This window comes from Exiguobacterium sp. HVEsp1 (assembly GCF_002009685.1).
In the GTDB taxonomy this organism is placed as follows: domain Bacteria; phylum Bacillota; class Bacilli; order Exiguobacteriales; family Exiguobacteriaceae; genus Exiguobacterium; species Exiguobacterium profundum.
In genome coordinates this window covers 1,365,915-1,381,963 of sequence record NZ_KV917367.1, presented here as the reverse complement: position 1 = coordinate 1,381,963, position 16,049 = coordinate 1,365,915, and the positions used below count along the sequence as shown (strand labels likewise).

The following is a 16,049-nucleotide window of genomic DNA, read 5'->3' as shown; positions in this document are numbered from 1 at the left end:
CGAACATTCACATAGGGCACATCCACACATTTTTGATATGATGTTCATATAGAAAGCGAGGTCAGCCCATGAAACAGTCGAAATGGTATGCATTTTTAAGTGGCGCCGTTCTTTTAACGGGAATCGCCTTATATGGTCTATGGATCGGCTATCAGGATATTGTCAATCCGCCGGAGCGAACACTTTCCGTCTCCGAAGACGAACGCCCTGAACCACAAGGAGACGTCTACGTCGCATTAGGCGATTCGTTGACACGCGGTGTCGGGTCAACATCAGGCGCAGGATATGTACAGCCTGTCAGCACTGCTCTTGAAGAAGAAGGCGTACGTACGCAAAACCTTGCCGTGTCTGGGGCACGAACAGAAGATTTACTCACACAACTCGAGCAACCTGAAGTGCGTCGAACGATTGAGAACGCACGATATATCACGTTGACCATCGGTGGAAACGATTTGTTCAACCGTGGGGAAAACGTCGATAACTTCGAATCCGTCGATATTCAACAAGTGGTCACGGATGCGAAGACGAATTTAGAAACGATTTTCACTGAAATTCGTTCACTCAACGATTCGGCAACCATCGTGTATATCGGTCTATACAATCCGTTTCAAAATGATGAGAATGGACAAGCATTCAATCAGCTCATCCTCGATTGGAACGCATCAGCGAAACAATTGGCGAATGCGCAGAATATCGATGTGATCGACCCGTTCGCCTACATCTCTGACTTATCAAGAGATTTAGCGACCGATCAGTTCCACCCGAGTGACCGTACGTATGAGAAATTCGCGAATGATGTACTCTTCGTTCTCGAATAAACAAAATCCTCGTCAGCTTGACGAGGATTTTTTACTTCTCATATCGAACAATCCACTGTTCCCCTTGTTTCATCATGCCCGTCCCGACCCAACCGGCTTGAAGCAACTCAACTTGTCGCCCACGATTTTCCATCGGTACATCTTGCGCAACTGATGTGGGATGCCACGAACGATGCATCTCTTTGTAAAAGATATAGCGGAGTTTCCCGCCATACTTTTCTTTCAACGCCCCGATTCGGAGTCCAAGCGTGAACTTGTCTTTCATGCTTGGAATATTGAACGGTGCGACAGTCGCACAGACGACATCGAAACGGTTATCCGATTCAACTTGTTTCATTAGTAGTTTGCCCAAATGTGTCTGTAGTCCATATCCACGGAAGTCTGGATGGACGTTCGTCACTTCCTGATACAGGACACGTTCAAGCGAATCCTCCGGCCATCCGATATCTCGCCCTAGATGCTCCGCATCAATCGGTGGGATGAGCATCGCTCGGAACGCGATAATCCGACCATCTGATTTTGCTCCAATCAACGTCTGATCCGTCAACAGTTTCGTGAACTCTTCAACCGATAACGATTGATAGTGCTCCGGTTCAGCCAACGCCTGAATGACCGTATCTTGAACGGTTAACAGTTCCGGTAAATCGGACAAGCCTAGGACGCATACATGAAGTGAAAGGTCTTTGATCTCACCTTGCCACATGCGACTCATCTCCAACCACGTAAGATTCCGTCGTCAATTCACGTAACACGTCCTCATCGACGTCAATACCGAGTCCCGGACGATCGTTCAGCGAGATGATTGGTAAATCATATGATAAGTTTCCTACATCTTTCCCGAACCGGAGCGGACCCGTCAACTCGACCGTCTTCACGATTTTACTCGAGAAAGCGACATGGAATCCTGCACTCGATGCAATGGAGGATTCGACCATAGAACCAATCTGGCATTCGATTCCGGACATCTCCGCCATATGGACCAACTTCTTCGCTGGATAGATGCCACCGCACTTCATCAGCTTGATGTTCGCTTTATGGGCTGCCTGCATCATCGTCAAGCGTCTCATATCGTGAATATCTTTCAACCCTTCATCCATCATGAGCGGGACGGAGATTTTTTGTTTCACTTCGAGCATGCCTTCAAAATCATCCGCCTTGACCGGTTGTTCGACCCAATCGATGCCATACGGTTCGAGTAGACGCATGGCTTGAACCGTATTGGCCGCGTTGATCCATCCCTGGTTAACGTCGACTCGAATCGGCACGTCATTTCCTACCGCTTCCCGTACCGCTTTGACACGCGCCACGTCCGTTTGCACATCGACTCCGACCTTCATCTTCACTGCCGTATAACCTCGTTTCATTTGTTCGAGTGCCTCTTGTGCCATATGGTTCGGCTCTCCGATACTCAAGACGTGCGTGACTGGGAATGACTCATGGTACCGACCGCCAATCCATTCGTAGATTGGTTGATTCAGCTTTTTCCCGATCACATCATGACACGCGATGTCAAGTGCTGCTTTGGCAGCCGGAACACCACGAATCGCACGGTCCATCTCGTCATGAATATGCTCTAGGTGCATCGGATTTTTTCCGATTAAGAGCGGAGCCAATAGATGACGGAGTACACTGACCGTGCTCTCAGCGGACTCACCCGTCACATGCTCATCCGCCACGGCTTCTCCATAACCGACAAGTCCACATGCGGTTGTCATTTTGACAATGACAGAAGGCATATCATCATAACGGTGATAACTGACGATGAATGGTACCTTTAATGGAAAGCGAACCGAGAAAATTTCTATTTTTTGAATATTCATGTTCATCACTCCTTTACTTCAACTGTCCTTTCCTCTATATTGTCGTTATATAGTCGCTAAATTGCAAGGGGGATTTTACATGTCCATCCATATCGCCGTTGTCGGCTCACCATCGTTTTTACAACAGGTACAGAACGGTTCTTCCTTACCCGATGTTCGAATCGAGGGATTTCCTTATGATGACCCGCGAGAAGCGAAAGACATCGCTACAAAACTCCTATTTTTTGACGGAGTGTTCTTCTCCGGTTCATTCCCTTATACGTATGCGATGGAGGAAGCGAACCTTCCATTTGCCCATCACGTCGTTCAAGATGATGTCGTGTTATTGACGTCACTTTTATACGTGACATTGACACAACAGCTCCGAATCGAAGAGCTCTCCATCGATCTCGTTGATGCGTCACGACTTGAATCAATTTTAGCATCGTTTCCAAGCCACATGTCGCCACCGCAAGTGAAAGAACTTAGTCCGTATATGAATTTCGAAGAGTTGATTTCGTTTCATGAGCAACTTCAACGAACTGGGACGACTCGATTCGCCTTGACAAGTGTCGAACGAGTCCATCGACACTTAGTGGAAAATGGTTTTGCTAGTCAGCTCATGATTGAGCCAGAAGAGAGAATTTTCCACCACTTCCATGATTTTATTCAACAGATTCGATTGAACAAATCAGACCAGTCACAACTCGCCGTGCTCTTCTACTCGGATGCCAGTGAAGATACGCTCAACCATGTGACAACACATCATTATTTCGGTGGTAAATTGATGGAGACCACTCAAGACGGTATCGTCCTATTATCGAGTAAAGGAAAGATTGACTCCGCCATGTCAAACGGTTCCATCTTGTCAGAGAACATTTCTGGTCATGTAGGGATCGGGTATGGGTCCGATTATCAACGCGCCGTTGAGCATGCCGAACTTGCCCTTCATACGACAAACAATGCCGCTATACGCATCGTCGACGATTCAAAACGAATGACGTTCACCGACCAACCGGCACCGATTCATTTCCGCGTCACGCAAACGCGTGTCTATGACATGATGAAACAGACGGGTATGAGTCCGACCAATATCGAAAAGCTCATTCATTTTTCAATGGACCATCTCGAGTTTACAGCGAAAGAGTTGACCGACCATTTGAATGTGACACGTCGCACGACAGAGCGACTCATCAAAAAATTGGTTGATGCAAAACTCGTTCATCCGATTGGCGAAGAGATGAGCTACAGCCAAGGTCGTCCGCGCACCGTCTATAAATTTCAATTCCCGGTCGATTGACGACCGGGAATCGTTTTATTGAGCCGCTTGTTCCGCGACAGGTTCTTCCTGTTGAATGACCGCGATGCGCTCAATCGTATATCCCGTGAAGGCATATACAATCGAAATGACCGGTACAATGAAGTTCAAGACGGCATACGGTGCATATTCGAATGCTCCGACCCCGAGTGTGCCGAGGATGAATACACCACACGTGTTCCACGGGATAAACACGGAAGTCAACGTTCCTCCATCCTCGAGGGCACGAGATAAGTTTTTCGACTGTAATCCCATTTTTTCATACGCTCCAGCAAACATGCGTGACGGGACGACGATTGAGATGTACTGCTCCGAGCACGTCGCATTCGTCGCAACTCCCGCTAAAATCGTTGAAGCGATCAATGAACCTGCCGTTTTCGCCAACTTCAAAATTTGGTTCATAATGGATTGTAGCATCCCCGAATATTCTAAAATCCCACCGAACGTCATCGCGACGATGGTCATCGAGACCGTGTACATCATCGCATCAAGACCACCTCTACTGAAGAGGTTATCGACCAGTTCATTACCCGTATCAATGACATAGCCACTTTGAAGAGCGCCTACGCTGTCTGCAAGCGTTCCGCCTTGAATGAACACTTGAGCCGAGAAACCTAGGGCAATCCCGACGACGAGTGCTGGAATCGCCGGCACCTTCTTTGCGACGAGCAAAATGACGGCGAGTGGAACGAGGAGTAACCATGGTGAGATGACAAAACTGTCCTCTAAAATCATCAATGTCTGTGTGATTTCAGACGAGTCTGTCGAAGAATCTGCAAATCGTCTACCGAGCCATGCGTATACCCCGAGTGCAATGATGAGTCCTGGAATTGTCGTATAGAGCATGTGTCGAATATGTACAAATAAATTCGTATGAGTTAATCCTGCCGCCAAGTTTGTCGTGTCTGACAAAGGCGACATCTTATCCCCGAAGTAAGCTCCTGAGATGACCGCCCCCGCTACCATCGGCGCCGGTATCCCCATACTCAGCCCGATGCCCATCCCCGCTACTCCAATCGTCCCCATCGTCGACCATGAACTCCCGATTGAGAGCGCGACGACCGCACAGATGAGACAAATCGTTAACAAAAAGTATGCCGGTGAGATAATCTTCAGTCCGAAATAGATCATCGTGGCAACAATTCCTCCACCGATCCATGCCCCAATCGTCAACCCGACCAAAATGATGATGACGACTGCCGGTAGGGCGAGACGAATCCCTTTATACATCATCTCTTCAATCTCTTTCCACTTGAACCCGTGACGCCAGGCGACGATTGAAGCGACTGCCGTTCCGACGATGAGCGGGATGTGTGGTCCTTGACCGAGCTTAACGATCGAGATGAGCATGACGACGATCATCACCCCGAGTGGCAAGAGCGCCCACCCTAACTTCATGTCTTGCTTATTCCCCGTTGTTTTCATCTAACTTCCTCCCCTATAGCGAAAATTCAGAATTGTCGTTATATTGTCGCTAATAACGTTATGATAGCGCTTACAAGGAGTGGATGCAATAAAAAAATGAGTGGACAGACATCTGTCTATCCCACCCATCTTGATTTATGTTGCTGCAATCCGGAGCGCATCCGCGAGCAGGCGTGCCCCATCTTCTAACGCGTCACGGTCAAACGTCATATGCGGATGATGAAGACCTGGACCTAAATCAGCGCCGATGCCAATCATCGTTGCATCAAGTGACGGTTTCTCGACGGTATAAAAATGAAAATCATCGCTACCTGACGTGACGATCCGTTCAACGAGAGCCGACTCACCGAAGCGTTTCTCAATCGCTCGCTTGGCGATTTGGCTAGACTCTTCCCCAACGACGGCTCCCGGTGTAAAGTCTTGCCACTCCCATTCAAGTTTCACACGATGAAGCTGGCCGACCTGGAGTAACATGTCTTCGACACGATTGCGCAGTTCGAGCAATTCTTCATTTTGTTGGGCACGGACGTCAATCGAGAACGTCGCATTTCCTGGAATGATGTTCATGTTGTCACTCCCGGCGTGTACCTTCGTCAACTTGACAGAGTGCGGCTCAAACGGTGACAAGTAAATGCTTTTAAGCATGTGTTGAATCGTGAAGATGACATCGAGTGCGTTTTGTCCTTGATGTGGTCTCGCACCATGCGCATCATCCCCAATGACCTCTCCCTTTAAGAAGAAGGCAGCACCATGTTGAATCGCCGCCGCATATTGTCCCCTTTTCAACTCTTCTTGTGGACGTAAATGGATTCCGAATAGTTGCGTCACGTCCTCTAACGCCCCTCGTTCGATCATGGCGAGCGAACCATTCCCTTGCTCTTCGGCAGGTTGGAAGATGAAACGGATTCGCTTTTGTAACGTTTCGTCTTTCAACTGTTCGAGCGCACCGAGTACCATGCTGATGTTCGCGTCGTGCCCACATGAATGGTTCGCTCGAAACGTACCGTCCACTTGTTGCCATAACGCGTCGATATCGGCGCGGACCGCAATCACTTCTTCTCCCGATCCAATCTCCGCGATTACTCCGGTCACGTCCTCAAACGTTCGATGGGGAATCGACCAGTCTGATAAGATGGATGCGATTGTTCGAGTCGTCTCGACTTCTTTCCAACTGATTTCTGGATGAGCATGGAAATGCTCAAACCACTTGAGTACGCTTGTCATATGTATCTCCACACCTTTATATTTTTTTGACACCTTTGATCAAAACCCATTGAAGCGGGAGTCGTCCCCATGTAATCCATTTCGGAATGACCTTCCCACCGATTCTAGATGGCTTGACGGCCATGTTGATATTTGCCGGGAAGACGGCGATAAAGAATGCCGGTAGCGTCCGTTTCACGAACGATGTTCCCTTGTTGAGTAAGAGCATCGCCCCGAACACGACTTCAACGACTCCGCTTAGTTGCACCATCAGTCGGCGGAACGGCCAAGATTTCGGAATAATCGACATGAACGCCTTCTCTCTTACAAAATGTAAAATTCCTGCCCCGAATAGTAACACCCCATATAAATTTCGTACCATAACTCATCCTCCTTTTGTATAAGCATAGCAAAAAAGGCGGGCATATTGCCCACCTTTTACAATGCAGAACCGTTCGCATTTTGAATCTCGACTTGAACCGTCTCCGTTTTTCCGTCCCGGATATATTCGATGTCGACCGTTCCGTCCGTATCGCGAATCAATTCACTACGGAGGTCGATGAACGAGCTGACGTCTTTGTCATTGATTTTCACGATGACGTCACGTGCCTTAAGACCCGCTTTCGCAGCTGAACTATTTTGTTGCACTTCCACGATGATTGTTCCCGCCGTCACCGATTCAGGCAAGTTGATTTGTTCCGTCAAGTAACCTTGAGGGAACTCTGATACGTCACGAAGTGAGACGCCTAGTGACGGATGATTCACTTCTCCCGTCTGTTCGATTTGATTGATGAGCGGAAGGGCGATGTCGACTGGGATTGAGAATCCGACTCCCTCGACTTCTGCTGTCGCAATTTTCATCGAGTTGATTCCGACGAGTTGTCCTTCTTCGTTGATTAACGCACCACCTGAGTTACCTGGGTTGATGGCCGCATCCGTTTGAATGACCTCGGCATTGAAGTCGGCCTGTCCGTTCTCATCCGTATCGACGGGTACGAGGCGTGACGTCGATGAGACGACACCGCGTGTCACGGAGTTCTCGAATTGTCCAAGCGGATTCCCGATGGCGATGACCGTTTGACCCGGTTTCAACTCGCTCGATTTGCCGATTGAGATGACGGCCGGTACTTTGTCAGCGTCCACTTTCAAGACGGCCAAGTCATACGTCGCGTCACTTCCCATGAGTGTCGCTTCCGCAGTCGTTCCGTCATTAAAGGTGACCGTCAGCTTGTCCGCTCCGTTGACAACGTGATGGTTCGTCGCGATAAATGCCGAGTCACCTTCTTTTTTATAGATGACACCTGATCCGACTCCAGCCTCGACCGCCTCACTCGAGAAGCCAGTTTGGGCGAAGTTGTTCACGGTGACGACTGCAGGTTGAGCGGTCGCGACGGCATTCGTGACCGAAGAATCGGATACGTTCGATGACGTTTGGACCGGAGTCCCTTGCGAGGTCACGTTCGTATCACTCACACTCGTAGCCGGTTGGTCGATAAACGGATATGCGATTGCGCCCGTCAACAACGCCCCGATGACTCCACCGACAAGTCCCGGGAACATACGGCTGACGAATGACGGTTTTGTTTGTGTTCGTACCATTGTCTCTTCTCGGTTGGATGAACCGAGTTCTGTATCTAACCAATCTTTTTGTTGCTCTGATTCATGTAATTGATCGCGTTCATTTGATTGATCGTGACGATCCATAATGATTCATCTCCTCTGTGTTATCTTCTACCCTTACTATAACGAAGAGGAACACTCATTTATAAAATGATAAATGAATTACAAGATTCTTCACATTTTACGTCATTTCATTCAGACAATCACATTTCTTAACGTACCGAGACCTTCAATCGTCACTTCGACCGTGTCTCCCGTTTGTAGATACGTCGGTGGCGTCATCCCGTGCCCAACTCCAGCTGGTGTACCCGTCGCGATGACGTCGCCCGCTTCGAGCGTCATGCCTTTCGACAGTGTACGAATGAGTTCATCAATCGGACGAATCATATCGGCTGTCGTCCCATCTTGACGCGTCTCCCCATTGACACTTGTTTTGATTTGGAGAGGGAACTGGAGCTCGTCCGGTGTGACGACGAACGGTCCCATCGGACAAAACGTATCGAACGACTTGCCACGGAAGAATTGGACATGTTCTTTTTGCACGTCTCGAGCCGTCACATCGTTTAGAATGGTGTAACCGAAAATGTGCTCCTCGACCGCTTCGATGTCTCGTCCAGACTTGCCGATGATGACGGCGAGCTCACCTTCATAGTCAAGTTTGTCCGTCAATTCAGGATGACGCTCAATGACCGCTTCCGGACCGACGACCGAGGTCGGTGCTTTCGTGAAGATGACGAGTTTCCCTGCTCCTGCTGTATCCATCTCTTTCACGTGTTCTTCGTAGTTCTTGCCGATACAAATCACGTTTTTCAATGGACGGTACGGGGCGAGTAGTTTCACATCCGTCATTCGGTATGAGGGCGCCACGTCCAAATCGATATCTGGTTCGAACTCACGCGCGATCACTTCTAATAAATTTGTCGTATGTACTTGATTGCTGACATCGTAGACGAAATCGCCTTTGACAATCCCCACTCGTTGCTCTTCCTGCATCTCAAAACTACACCATTTCATTAAAACTCCCCCTTTTTCATCATTATACAAAAAATCGAGACATCTCTGCCTCGATTATACTTTATTCAAAAAGATGATTCGTTGATTACTCGATCCTCGAAAACGAAGTCCCATATCTCGTAGCGACTGCTCGTAACGACCGTCGACGAGCACATCGGCGTAGTCCAACACGGTTTGAATCGCTTCGTCATGCATCGCTTCCAACTGTTCGAGCGTATAACCCGTATACACCCACACATTTTTACCGAGCGACTTACATGCCGTGACGAGTTTTGCTAACGCTGACGATTGAAGAAACGGTTCGCCTCCAGAAATGGTCACCCCGTCCCAACCACTGAGCTTGACGCGCTGAACAAGTTCCTCTACTTCGACATCCTCACCCCCGGTTGGATTCCACGAGGAAGGATTGTGACACCCTTTACAGTGATGCGGACAGCCAGCAGTAAAGATGACCGTCCGAATCCCCGGTCCGTCAACGACGGATTCTTCAACGACGGATAGAATGCGCATCATGTTTCACCCTCGCCCGCTCTTCTTCTCGCTTCGCCGTATTCCAACGGTCCATCGTCCCGACCAAATAACCGGTGATGCGGCGGATTCGTTCAATGTTTGTATCCTCGCCACACGTCGGACAGGCATCGTCAATCAGTCCTTCTAACCCACAATTTCCGCAACGATCGACCGGATGATTGATGGAACCGTAGCCGATATCATGCTGTCGCATCAAGCGGACAATCGATTCCACCGCTTCCGCATTGTGGGCAAGTGACCCATCGACTTCGACATATGAAATATGTCCCGCGTCACACAATGTGTGATACGGTGCCTCGATTCGGATTTTCTCACGAATTGATACAGACTGATAGACCGGCACGTGGAATGAATTTGTATAGAAGGCACGATTAGTGACACCTTCAATCATCCCAAACGTTTCCTGGTCTCGCGTCACAAATTTACCTGACAATCCTTCTGCCGGTGTCGCGAGCAACGAAAAATTCAAGTCGTACGTTTCGGCTGCCGCACGCATGCGATTGGCCAAGTGCGTGACGATATCGAGACCGAGTCGTTCCGCTTCACGCGACTCAGCATGTGTACCTCCCGTCAACACCTTCAACGTTTCAGCGAGTCCGATGAACCCGAGTGAGAGCGTTCCTTGTTTCAGCACATCTCGGACTTCATCATGAATATGTAACTGCTCACTTCCACGCCAGACACCTTGTGTGTAGAGGAAACGAAATTCTTCAGCGCGACGCGTACATTGATACTCGAAACGCTCAATCAACTGTTCGATCCCGATGTCGACATAGCGGTTGAGAATGCGGTAAAAATCCGAGATCGACTCCGAGATCAGTGCCATCTTCACCAAGTTGAGTGTGGAAAAGGAAAGATTGCCACGACCGATCGACGTCTCTTCTCCGTGTCGGTTTCCCATGACCCGAGTGCGACAACCCATGTACGCCACTTCAGATTCATGTGTCCCATCATAGTAAGCGGCATTGAACGGGGCATCGATGAATGAGAAGTTCGGAAATAACCGTTTGCCTGTGACCCGACACGCTTCACGGAAAAGATCGACGTTCGGATCGTCCTCCCGAAAGTTGATTCCTTCCTTCACTTTAAAGATTTGAATCGGAAAAATCGGAGTCTCTCCGTTCCCTAACCCACGTTCCGTGGCACGAAGTAACTCTCGAATGAGGATACGTCCCCACTTTGATGTGTCCGTTCCATAATTGATCGAAACAAAAGGCACTTGCCCGCCCCCTCGTGAGTGCATCGAGTTCGCATTGTGGATGAACGCCTCACACGCCTGATACGTCGCCGAAATCGTCTCTTCTTCCGCGAGTGTCTCCAATTGCGTTTCTTCCCAGTCAACGGGTAAGGATTGAAGTCGGCTCAGTTGACGCTCATATGTCTTCTCGACATACGGTGCCAAGTCGACGTCAAACATTGGGAAGGCCTGCCCCCCATGCTGCATGTTTTGATTCGCTTGAAGGATGATCGACGCGAGTGCCATGGCAGAGCGAATGTCCTTTGGCGACCGGATCGTCCCATGTCCCGTATGGAAGCCGTCTTTCAACAATTGACCGAGTGGAATTTGACAACATGTCGTCGAGCCTGTGATGTAATAGTCGGCATCGTGCACGTATAAAAAGTTATCAGTGACGGCTTGTTTTGACCGTTCCGACATCAAATACGTCTGCGATAGTTCTTTCGACACTTCTGAAGAGAGTCGTGCTAGTTTCCCGAGCGGGGATTTGCCGTCCACGTTCGCATTCTCTTGTACCAAGTCTTGGTCTGGTAAGACACAGACGTCCTCATACAACTGCAGTAATTTCAAAACCCATCACCTCACTATATATGGATTCAAAACAATATTAATCGTTTTAAAAATCCTATATATAGATTATGGCATGTGTTTTTCTCAATGGTCACGAGTCGATATTGTGACAGTTTACGTGTGATCATACGATAAAAAAGAGCCTCGTCTTCGGTAAGACAAGGCTCTACGTTATATGTGACAAACATCATTTATTTAACCGCTTTTACAACTTTTAATTCGACTTCTTCTTCTAATTCTTGTGCTTCACGGAGACCTTTCGAGTTCAACCACGTATAGATGGCTCCCATGAAGAGCGCTCCACCGATGATGTTACCGAACGTCGCAGGAATCAAGTTATGAATCGCACCTGCCATGCTAATCGTCTCAGGGTGTGGGACGACGAGCGTCAAGGCGAACAAGACGAAGTTGGCGATGACGTGGTCGAATCCTGAAGCGAAGAAAACCGCGACAAGGAAGATCATCGAGAAGATTTGAGCGAACTCATTTTTCATTTGTTTCGGTAAGAAAATAGCGAGACAGACCATCCAGTTACAGAAGATGGCGCGGAAGAAAATTTCGACCGTCGTATGATGCATTTTACTTTCAACAACGGAGAACAACCAGTTGTTCATCCCGAGTTCTTGGATGACGCCAGTCGGTGCAAGTAGTAAGGCGAATAGGATTCCCCCGAGTGCGTTCCCGACGAAGCAGAGCAACCAGACGAGCATCGTGTCGCTGAGCGTCGTATAACCACGAAGCGTCGACGTTGTGAAATACATCGTATTTCCCGTGAACAACTCAGCTCCCCCATAGATGATCATGACGAGCGCGATCCCGAACGAGAAGCCTCCGATGAGTGTCGTGAACGGAGATTCCGCTAAATACATACCGTTGACGACTTTCAACGTGAAGATTGAGGCAAAGCCGATAAAGATCCCGGCTAACATTGCCCGTAAAAAGTATTCCATTGGACGATAATGAATCATTTGCGAGGAAGCCTGTGCTTTTTTCCGTAATGATTCGAGTGCATGGATTTCCATTGATGCCATGTCACAAACCCTTCTTTCTGAATAATTAAATAGGAAAGTATCAGTTCGAATATGTGAAATCATTAACAATATAAACTGTACAGTCTCTGTTGGCAATCCTGTCTTGCATGAATTGACAGAGTGTTCACATCGTAATCGTTTACATATGGCGGATTTGTGACAAAGAAAAATTCTCCCTATTTTCGGGAGAATAATAAGACAAAGTTTATGAAACCAATCGTTCAAATAAGGGAATAATTCATTTTCATGAGTTCATCAAATGTTAATTTTAATCTTTCCTCTACATGAAGCGTTTCATGATTAACAATCAAAAGTTGTCCACTCCTACAAAATCTCCTAGCACATCTTCATAACCCACGACTGCAAAGTCTTGTTTTGTGAACTCTTCTAAATCTCCAAACTGACTTTCTAATTCATCGTTCGGTAGAATACAAAGATATCTATTCAATCCTTCGACCTGATCCAGCAGGATTGCCTTTTCTTTAACAGGTAAAAGCGATTGTATCGATTTGTATGACATATAATACACCTCACTCAATTTTATGAATTGCATTGTAATGTTCTTCTGTAATCACTACATTTTATGATAGTTCAATAAATATATATTAACTGTCTCTTGGTCGACTATTGCAATTCAGACATTGTAAATTTTATCAGTGATATTCCTTTCCGATTCTTATCTTAGTGAAATGAATTTCAGCGCTTGCTGGAGGGAAAATCAAATTACATACAAATACCTCTGTTTCTTCAAGTACATAGCTTGTTATACTAACATCATGCATAAAATAGGGGAGCTGTAATCTGCTTAATTCTCTTACAGGCACTATTCGATCGTCGAGTGGAGCAGATATGTCTACTTTTATACAACCTAAAAATTCAATCTGATGGTGATAATTTTCATTTTCTTCTTCGATTATTAGTAAAACTTCATCTCCAAAATAACGGCAATCGAATCCTAAAACGCGCGCATCCCAGTAGTATATTTTTTCGATTTCTCTTAATATTTCCTGAGCTTTCATATTTTCACCTTCTGTATGGAATATGTGCTGCTTAACTACGTGGCTTCACAAGTTTTAAATGGTTTTAATAATTTTGATTGTATAAATGAACATCATGATACAAAGCTATATGATCTGGCTAAATTTACTCTTACTCTAACTCTACGGACTGTATTTCTCACATCGATAAACCCGCTATTATTAGTTTATATAATTCTAACAAAGAGTCATCATGAGTAGACCCCCAAACTTCATCATACATATCATTTTTCATAGTATCTATGTAACTCGACTATGCGTTAAAACATGCTCAAACTGAGGCCCTCATAATTCATTTTTCGTTTAAATAATCTATGTAAAATTTTTGAGGTAAATTCTTTGTTAATTCTTCAATAGATTTATATTTTTTTTCATTAGAAAACAAAATAAACCCAAGTCCATCTCCATCTATTTTAATAAAAGAAGTTGGTATACTCATATCAATTAAAGGTACAAATTGAGTTCTAGAGAACAGCCACTTACCATATTTCTTTAAAGTGAAATTCAATTTATCTTTAAAGATAATGTTATAAAACCCATTTTGAGCAGACATCCAGTACGTTTCGTTAATCAAAAACCTTATATCTTTTTCGTTTTCTATTTTTGCATTGCAGTAATAAATAGAATTCTCATCCTCAGAGCAATAGTTCATAGAATATTTAATTTTCCTTGAATCCATTTTTTCAACCATCTCATTATCCTGACTTATATTTTTAGATAATATAAATGTTATGACTATTGGATATACGTTTTGGTAAACCAAAAAATCAATTAAAGCTTTTTGGTTATCGATAATAGTTAAATCATCATAACTAGTGATCTCATAAACCTTTTTATTTTCACCTATAATGAAATAATTATCTAAATTATCTTCAATCTGCTCTAATAGACGCTTCCTTTCAATAATTGTAAGCTCTTGCATAGCGATCACCTTTGATTTTTCAGTTTAAAGACCTTGTAATTTAAATCAGCTGTTTTTTCTATTAATTTTTATGATGGTCGGGGACTATAAAAGTTATATTGAAAAATTAGTGATTGTGAAATGGTTACTCTCTTATAGACTTGCTTTATATATTAGTAAGCAAATTAGATTACAAGAAAACAAAATGACAATGTGAAACATAATGTTCTTCGTTATACTCTTCTAAACACATTTTTAAACACTTAGCATCCTCACCTAATTTCGTTTCAAGCAAAGAATATCCTAATGAAAGTGATTTGATCAGGAAAAGTTATATAATCCACATCAGTAATGACATCCCAAAAGGCATCCCAATTTTCGCCGTAATGATCAGGAAGATGAAGACTTTCTTTTAATATCTGATGTAGTTCCGATGAAGAAGTAATGTTACTTAAATCGATATATAAATGCGACATATATTGTCTCATCTCCAGCATTTATCTTATTAATCATCTAAGATTCATTAAGTTATGAAAAAATTCATTTAATAAGTTCCAATGAGTTTTTCGTGTCTAATACTTATGCCAATACTTATTATCACTCAACATTCTCAGTCATAAATCAATTAAACACACTCATCGCAATACGAACATTGTGATGTATAAGTCTCCATCATCTCGAATCAATTGGACTTGGAAAGGAATATTATTATACCTCTCTTTCAAGCTAATTTTCCATTGCTGACAAAGAGTCTCTGCAAAAGCTTCAATTTGATTATTTTGACTATAACTATCGACATCATTTTTCTTATTAATAATGAAGAAATCTTTAGGCTCGTACAAATTTACCATCTTTTCAATGGAAGACAAATCTGCTCCAAATTCTTCTTTCCAACCTTTATATGAACTAAGAGATAAACTGTCTTTAAAAAAAATAACAGTTCTCATGACAGATTATTTCTGGATTGAAAAATTTTAAAAAAGAAAGAGCGTCTTCAATACTATATTTGTAATTTACGAAACTCCACCAAGTAAACTCTTCTCCATTAACTTCTCGAAATTCTATAAATTCTTTAATTAAATCGTTAGAAAACATTATAATCCCCTTTCTCAAGTTCAACTATTCTATCTGTCTTTTTCCGATTGATTCTTTCTAAATCCCTACTCGTCGAGAAGAAATCTAACAACAAAGTCATACCCCCGATAGCAGACATAAATCGAAATAAGGTACGAAAGAACTCATATAGAATCGTGGCGCCTCTATTAGTAACCAGACCACAATCAACTGAATAGCCTTTAAGACACCTGAGATGATTATAATCGAGTCTAAAGATACCTCAATTTGTTTTTCTCTCAAATTATCACAAATTCCTTCACCTAACATTATGAGCCCTTTCGATTCAACTTATCTAAGTTTTAAGTGCCTTGTTTATTCCATGTATAAGTAAAAGGTAGCCATAACATTCTCACCATTTTGATAAACTTTTCTATATTGCAACATTTCTAAAAATGTTCGTAAAAGAATGTTGATTAATAAATAAAGGAG

17 protein-coding genes are annotated in these 16,049 nt (G+C 44.8%); 2 read left to right on the top strand and 15 right to left on the bottom strand.

Annotated elements, in window-relative coordinates:
* Nucleotides 1–68: 68 nt before the first annotated feature.
* Complete coding sequence (locus BV910_RS07135) at nt 69–818, top strand: GDSL-type esterase/lipase family protein (protein ID WP_078146811.1); 750 nt, start codon at nt 69–71, stop codon at nt 816–818.
* Between the two features lie 31 nt (nt 819–849).
* On the opposite strand, the gene BV910_RS07130 is transcribed toward BV910_RS07135, so the two are convergent.
* Both BV910_RS07130 and BV910_RS07125 read right to left on the bottom strand, forming a co-directional pair.
* Nucleotides 850–1,521 (bottom strand): hypothetical protein, encoded by a 672-nt coding sequence (locus BV910_RS07130; RefSeq protein ID WP_078146810.1) that lies wholly within the window; start codon nt 1,519–1,521, stop codon nt 850–852.
* Nucleotides 1,508–2,638 (bottom strand): mandelate racemase/muconate lactonizing enzyme family protein, encoded by a 1,131-nt coding sequence (locus BV910_RS07125; protein ID WP_078146809.1) that lies wholly within the window; start codon nt 2,636–2,638, stop codon nt 1,508–1,510. Before BV910_RS07125 ends, BV910_RS07130 begins: the two co-directional genes overlap by 14 nt.
* A gap of 79 nt (nt 2,639–2,717) precedes the next feature.
* Between BV910_RS07125 and BV910_RS07120 the strand changes: the two genes are divergently transcribed.
* Nucleotides 2,718–3,917 (top strand): hypothetical protein, encoded by a 1,200-nt coding sequence (locus BV910_RS07120; RefSeq protein ID WP_078146808.1) that lies wholly within the window; start codon nt 2,718–2,720, stop codon nt 3,915–3,917.
* Between the two features lie 15 nt (nt 3,918–3,932).
* Here BV910_RS07120 and nhaC read toward each other — a convergent pair whose 3' ends face one another.
* From nhaC to BV910_RS07055, 13 genes are all read right to left on the bottom strand, one after another.
* Nucleotides 3,933–5,333, bottom strand: a complete 1,401-nt coding sequence (gene nhaC, locus BV910_RS07115) for a Na+/H+ antiporter NhaC (protein WP_371328162.1) — start codon at nt 5,331–5,333, stop codon at nt 3,933–3,935.
* Between the two features lie 162 nt (nt 5,334–5,495).
* Nucleotides 5,496–6,584 carry an amidohydrolase gene (locus tag BV910_RS07110; RefSeq protein ID WP_078146806.1) on the bottom strand — a complete coding sequence of 363 codons (1,089 nt, stop codon included), beginning with the start codon at nt 6,582–6,584 and terminating at the stop codon, nt 5,496–5,498.
* A gap of 16 nt (nt 6,585–6,600) precedes the next feature.
* Nucleotides 6,601–6,945: a DoxX family protein gene (locus tag BV910_RS07105; protein WP_078146805.1), complete on the bottom strand. Its 345-nt coding sequence runs from the start codon at nt 6,943–6,945 to the stop codon at nt 6,601–6,603.
* Nucleotides 6,946–7,001: 56 nt separating this feature from the next.
* The gene (locus BV910_RS07100) at nt 7,002–8,267 is read right to left on the bottom strand and encodes a S1C family serine protease (protein ID WP_078146804.1); all 1,266 of its coding nucleotides are present in this window, start codon (nt 8,265–8,267) and stop codon (nt 7,002–7,004) included.
* A 111-nt stretch (nt 8,268–8,378) separates the two neighbouring features.
* Nucleotides 8,379–9,197 (bottom strand): fumarylacetoacetate hydrolase family protein, encoded by an 819-nt coding sequence (locus tag BV910_RS07095; protein ID WP_074037123.1) that lies wholly within the window; start codon nt 9,195–9,197, stop codon nt 8,379–8,381.
* Between the two features lie 54 nt (nt 9,198–9,251).
* Nucleotides 9,252–9,707, bottom strand: a complete 456-nt coding sequence (nrdG, locus tag BV910_RS07090) for an anaerobic ribonucleoside-triphosphate reductase activating protein (RefSeq protein WP_074037124.1) — start codon at nt 9,705–9,707, stop codon at nt 9,252–9,254.
* Nucleotides 9,685–11,535, bottom strand: coding sequence for an anaerobic ribonucleoside triphosphate reductase (locus BV910_RS07085; protein WP_078146803.1), 1,851 nt, complete (start codon nt 11,533–11,535; stop codon nt 9,685–9,687). Before BV910_RS07085 ends, nrdG begins: the two co-directional genes overlap by 23 nt.
* Before the next feature lie 191 nt (nt 11,536–11,726).
* Nucleotides 11,727–12,557 (bottom strand): formate/nitrite transporter family protein, encoded by an 831-nt coding sequence (locus tag BV910_RS07080; RefSeq protein ID WP_041918029.1) that lies wholly within the window; start codon nt 12,555–12,557, stop codon nt 11,727–11,729.
* 316 nt (nt 12,558–12,873) lie between these two features.
* A complete protein-coding gene (locus tag BV910_RS07075; RefSeq protein WP_143404758.1) occupies nt 12,874–13,086 on the bottom strand; it encodes a hypothetical protein in 213 nt (70 codons plus the stop codon).
* A 133-nt stretch (nt 13,087–13,219) separates the two neighbouring features.
* Nucleotides 13,220–13,585 carry a hypothetical protein gene (locus BV910_RS07070; protein ID WP_012726162.1) on the bottom strand — a complete coding sequence of 122 codons (366 nt, stop codon included), beginning with the start codon at nt 13,583–13,585 and terminating at the stop codon, nt 13,220–13,222.
* Between the two features lie 310 nt (nt 13,586–13,895).
* Nucleotides 13,896–14,525, bottom strand: a complete 630-nt coding sequence (locus BV910_RS07065) for a hypothetical protein (protein WP_078146801.1) — start codon at nt 14,523–14,525, stop codon at nt 13,896–13,898.
* 266 nt (nt 14,526–14,791) lie between these two features.
* A complete protein-coding gene (locus tag BV910_RS07060; protein ID WP_240499814.1) occupies nt 14,792–14,980 on the bottom strand; it encodes a barstar family protein in 189 nt (62 codons plus the stop codon).
* 159 nt (nt 14,981–15,139) lie between these two features.
* Nucleotides 15,140–15,451: a hypothetical protein gene (locus BV910_RS07055; protein WP_078146800.1), complete on the bottom strand. Its 312-nt coding sequence runs from the start codon at nt 15,449–15,451 to the stop codon at nt 15,140–15,142.
* Nucleotides 15,452–16,049 lie beyond the last annotated feature (598 nt).

What these genes read in the sequence shown, in the direction of transcription:
- BV910_RS07095 (WP_074037123.1), bottom strand. Translation starts at nt 9,197, where the DNA reads ATGAAATGGTGTAGTTTTGAGATGCAGGAAGAGCAACGAGTGGGGATT.
- BV910_RS07080 (WP_041918029.1), bottom strand. Translation starts at nt 12,557, where the DNA reads ATGGAAATCCATGCACTCGAATCATTACGGAAAAAAGCACAGGCTTCC.
- BV910_RS07130 (WP_078146810.1), bottom strand. Translation starts at nt 1,521, where the DNA reads ATGTGGCAAGGTGAGATCAAAGACCTTTCACTTCATGTATGCGTCCTA.
- BV910_RS07070 (WP_012726162.1), bottom strand. Translation starts at nt 13,585, where the DNA reads ATGAAAGCTCAGGAAATATTAAGAGAAATCGAAAAAATATACTACTGG.
- BV910_RS07135 (WP_078146811.1), top strand. Translation starts at nt 69, where the DNA reads ATGAAACAGTCGAAATGGTATGCATTTTTAAGTGGCGCCGTTCTTTTA.
- BV910_RS07065 (WP_078146801.1), bottom strand. Translation starts at nt 14,525, where the DNA reads ATGCAAGAGCTTACAATTATTGAAAGGAAGCGTCTATTAGAGCAGATT.
- BV910_RS07075 (WP_143404758.1), bottom strand. Translation starts at nt 13,086, where the DNA reads ATGTCATACAAATCGATACAATCGCTTTTACCTGTTAAAGAAAAGGCA.
- BV910_RS07125 (WP_078146809.1), bottom strand. Translation starts at nt 2,638, where the DNA reads ATGAATATTCAAAAAATAGAAATTTTCTCGGTTCGCTTTCCATTAAAG.
- BV910_RS07055 (WP_078146800.1), bottom strand. Translation starts at nt 15,451, where the DNA reads ATGAGAACTGTTATTTTTTTTAAAGACAGTTTATCTCTTAGTTCATAT.
- nhaC (WP_371328162.1), bottom strand. Translation starts at nt 5,333, where the DNA reads ATGAAGTTAGGGTGGGCGCTCTTGCCACTCGGGGTGATGATCGTCGTC.
- BV910_RS07105 (WP_078146805.1), bottom strand. Translation starts at nt 6,945, where the DNA reads ATGGTACGAAATTTATATGGGGTGTTACTATTCGGGGCAGGAATTTTA.
- nrdG (WP_074037124.1), bottom strand. Translation starts at nt 9,707, where the DNA reads ATGCGCATTCTATCCGTCGTTGAAGAATCCGTCGTTGACGGACCGGGG.
- BV910_RS07110 (WP_078146806.1), bottom strand. Translation starts at nt 6,584, where the DNA reads ATGACAAGCGTACTCAAGTGGTTTGAGCATTTCCATGCTCATCCAGAA.
- BV910_RS07100 (WP_078146804.1), bottom strand. Translation starts at nt 8,267, where the DNA reads ATGGATCGTCACGATCAATCAAATGAACGCGATCAATTACATGAATCA.
- BV910_RS07060 (WP_240499814.1), bottom strand. Translation starts at nt 14,980, where the DNA reads ATGTCGCATTTATATATCGATTTAAGTAACATTACTTCTTCATCGGAA.
- BV910_RS07120 (WP_078146808.1), top strand. Translation starts at nt 2,718, where the DNA reads ATGTCCATCCATATCGCCGTTGTCGGCTCACCATCGTTTTTACAACAG.